Source organism: Acinetobacter sp. TG2027 (genome assembly GCF_000302435.1).
Taxonomy (GTDB): Bacteria; Pseudomonadota; Gammaproteobacteria; order Pseudomonadales; family Moraxellaceae; genus Acinetobacter; species Acinetobacter pittii.
Genome location: NZ_AMJN01000052.1, coordinates 1 through 3605, shown reverse-complemented (window position 1 = coordinate 3605; position 3605 = coordinate 1). Strand labels below are relative to the sequence as shown.

Here is a 3605-nt window from a genome sequence, read left to right as displayed (position 1 = left end):
ATCATTAAGAGAATTGAAGAACAACTTGTGTGGATTTTTACTGATTGATTAATCGAAATAATTTTCATTGATTGATTGGTTTAAATTACTCGAAGTTTATTTGAGCGAAATTTAAGTCAGTAATTGATGAGCCAGAATTGGCACCTTGTCTTTAAATAAGGTGCAAAATGATTTTAACTGAAGAGTTTGATCATGGCTCAGATTGAACGCTGGCGGCAGGCTTAACACATGCAAGTCGAGCGGAGAGAGGTAGCTTGCTACCGATCTTAGCGGCGGACGGGTGAGTAATGCTTAGGAATCTGCCTATTAGTGGGGGACAACATTTCGAAAGGAATGCTAATACCGCATACGTCCTACGGGAGAAAGCAGGGGATCTTCGGACCTTGCGCTAATAGATGAGCCTAAGTCGGATTAGCTAGTTGGTGGGGTAAAGGCCTACCAAGGCGACGATCTGTAGCGGGTCTGAGAGGATGATCCGCCACACTGGGACTGAGACACGGCCCAGACTCCTACGGGAGGCAGCAGTGGGGAATATTGGACAATGGGCGCAAGCCTGATCCAGCCATGCCGCGTGTGTGAAGAAGGCCTTATGGTTGTAAAGCACTTTAAGCGAGGAGGAGGCTACTTTAGTTAATACCTAGAGATAGTGGACGTTACTCGCAGAATAAGCACCGGCTAACTCTGTGCCAGCAGCCGCGGTAATACAGAGGGTGCAAGCGTTAATCGGATTTACTGGGCGTAAAGCGCGCGTAGGCGGCTAATTAAGTCAAATGTGAAATCCCCGAGCTTAACTTGGGAATTGCATTCGATACTGGTTAGCTAGAGTGTGGGAGAGGATGGTAGAATTCCAGGTGTAGCGGTGAAATGCGTAGAGATCTGGAGGAATACCGATGGCGAAGGCAGCCATCTGGCCTAACACTGACGCTGAGGTGCGAAAGCATGGGGAGCAAACAGGATTAGATACCCTGGTAGTCCATGCCGTAAACGATGTCTACTAGCCGTTGGGGCCTTTGAGGCTTTAGTGGCGCAGCTAACGCGATAAGTAGACCGCCTGGGGAGTACGGTCGCAAGACTAAAACTCAAATGAATTGACGGGGGCCCGCACAAGCGGTGGAGCATGTGGTTTAATTCGATGCAACGCGAAGAACCTTACCTGGCCTTGACATAGTAAGAACTTTCCAGAGATGGATTGGTGCCTTCGGGAACTTACATACAGGTGCTGCATGGCTGTCGTCAGCTCGTGTCGTGAGATGTTGGGTTAAGTCCCGCAACGAGCGCAACCCTTTTCCTTATTTGCCAGCGAGTAATGTCGGGAACTTTAAGGATACTGCCAGTGACAAACTGGAGGAAGGCGGGGACGACGTCAAGTCATCATGGCCCTTACGGCCAGGGCTACACACGTGCTACAATGGTCGGTACAAAGGGTTGCTACCTAGCGATAGGATGCTAATCTCAAAAAGCCGATCGTAGTCCGGATTGGAGTCTGCAACTCGACTCCATGAAGTCGGAATCGCTAGTAATCGCGGATCAGAATGCCGCGGTGAATACGTTCCCGGGCCTTGTACACACCGCCCGTCACACCATGGGAGTTTGTTGCACCAGAAGTAGCTAGCCTAACTGTAAAGAGGGCGGTTACCACGGTGTGGCCGATGACTGGGGTGAAGTCGTAACAAGGTAGCCGTAGGGGAACCTGCGGCTGGATCACCTCCTTAACGAAAGATTGACGATTGGTAAGAATCCACAACAAGTTGTTCTTCATAGATGTATCTGAGGGTCTGTAGCTCAGTTGGTTAGAGCACACGCTTGATAAGCGTGGGGTCACAAGTTCAAGTCTTGTCAGACCCACCATGACTTTGACTGGTTGAAGTTATAGATAAAAGATACATGACTGATGATGTAAGCTGGGGACTTAGCTTAGTTGGTAGAGCGCCTGCTTTGCACGCAGGAGGTCAGGAGTTCGACTCTCCTAGTCTCCACCAGAACTTAAGAGAAGTTCGGATTACAGAAATTAGTAAATAGAGATTTAGATCTTGGTTTATTAACTTCTGTGATTTAAGTATCACGGTATTAAGCATGACCTGACGAAGGCGTGTTTATTCATTAACAGATTGGCAAAATTGAGTCTGAAATAAATTGTTCACTCAAGAGTTTAGGTTAAGCAATTAATCTAGATGAATTGAGAACTAGCAAATTAACTGAATCAAGCGTTTTGGTATATGAATTTAGATTGAAGCTGTACAGTGTTTAAGTACACAGACAACAGATAGTAGTGATGAAGAATCGCACGGACAACACTCACTTGTAGGTGTTGACGACTGTTTGGGGTTGTATAGTCAAGTAATTAAGTGCATGTGGTGGATGCCTTGGCAGTCAGAGGCGATGAAAGACGTGATAGCCTGCGAAAAGCTCCGGGGAGGCGGCAAATATCCTTTGATCCGGAGATTTCTGAATGGGGGAACCCATCTACTTTAAGGTAGGTATTGCAACATGAATACATAGTGTTGCAAGGCGAACGAGGGGAAGTGAAACATCTCAGTACCCTTAGGAAAAGAAATCAATTGAGATTCCCTCAGTAGCGGCGAGCGAACGGGGATCAGCCCATTAAGTTATGTGTGTTTTAGTGGAACGCTCTGGGAAGTGCGAACGTAGAGGGTGATATTCCCGTACACGAAAGGGCACACATAATGATGACGAGTAGGGCGAGGCACGTGAAACCTTGTCTGAATATGGGGGGACCATCCTCCAAGGCTAAATACTCCTGACTGACCGATAGTGAACCAGTACCGTGAGGGAAAGGCGAAAAGAACCCCTGTGAGGGGAGTGAAATAGATCCTGAAACCGCATGCATACAAGCAGTGGGAGCACCTTCGTGGTGTGACTGCGTACCTTTTGTATAATGGGTCAGCGACTTATATTCAGTAGCGAGGTTAACCGTATAGGGGAGCCGTAGGGAAACCGAGTCTTAATAGGGCGTTTAGTTGCTGGGTATAGACCCGAAACCAGGCGATCTATCCATGAGCAGGTTGAAGGTTGGGTAACACTAACTGGAGGACCGAACCCACTGTCGTTGAAAAGCCAGGGGATGACTTGTGGATAGGGGTGAAAGGCTAATCAAGCCTGGTGATAGCTGGTTCTCCCCGAAAGCTATTTAGGTAGCGCCTCGGACGAATACCATAGGGGGTAGAGCACTGTTTCGGCTAGGGGGTCATCCCGACTTACCAAACCGATGCAAACTCCGAATACCTATGAGTACTATCCGGGAGACAGACTGCGGGTGCTAACGTCCGTAGTCAAGAGGAAAACAATCCAGACCGCCAGCTAAGGCCCCAAAATCATAGTTAAGTGGGAAACGATGTGGGAAGGCATAGACAGCTAGGAGGTTGGCTTAGAAGCAGCCACCCTTTAAAGAAAGCGTAATAGCTCACTAGTCGAGTCGGCCTGCGCGGAAGATGTAACGGGGCTAAAACTATGTGCCGAAGCTGCGGATTTGACATTAGTCAAGTGGTAGGGGAGCGTTCTGTAAGCCGATGAAGGTGTATTGAGAAGTATGCTGGAGGTATCAGAAGTGCGAATGCTGACGTGAGTAACGACAAAACGGGTGAAAA

General features: G+C 48.1%; 2 tRNA genes and 2 rRNA genes. All 4 read left to right on the top strand.

Going from position 1 to position 3605, the window contains the following annotated elements:
- The first annotated feature begins 174 nt into the window (after positions 1-174).
- Positions 175-1712: ribosomal RNA gene (locus B806_RS0114080) — 16S ribosomal RNA — on the top strand.
- Positions 1713-1771: 59 nt separating this feature from the next.
- Positions 1772-1848, top strand: a tRNA-Ile gene (locus B806_RS0114075).
- A gap of 55 nt (positions 1849-1903) precedes the next feature.
- Positions 1904-1979, top strand: a tRNA-Ala gene (locus tag B806_RS0114070).
- Positions 1980-2331: 352 nt separating this feature from the next.
- Positions 2332-3605 (top strand): 23S ribosomal RNA (locus B806_RS0114065); the annotation flags it as partial.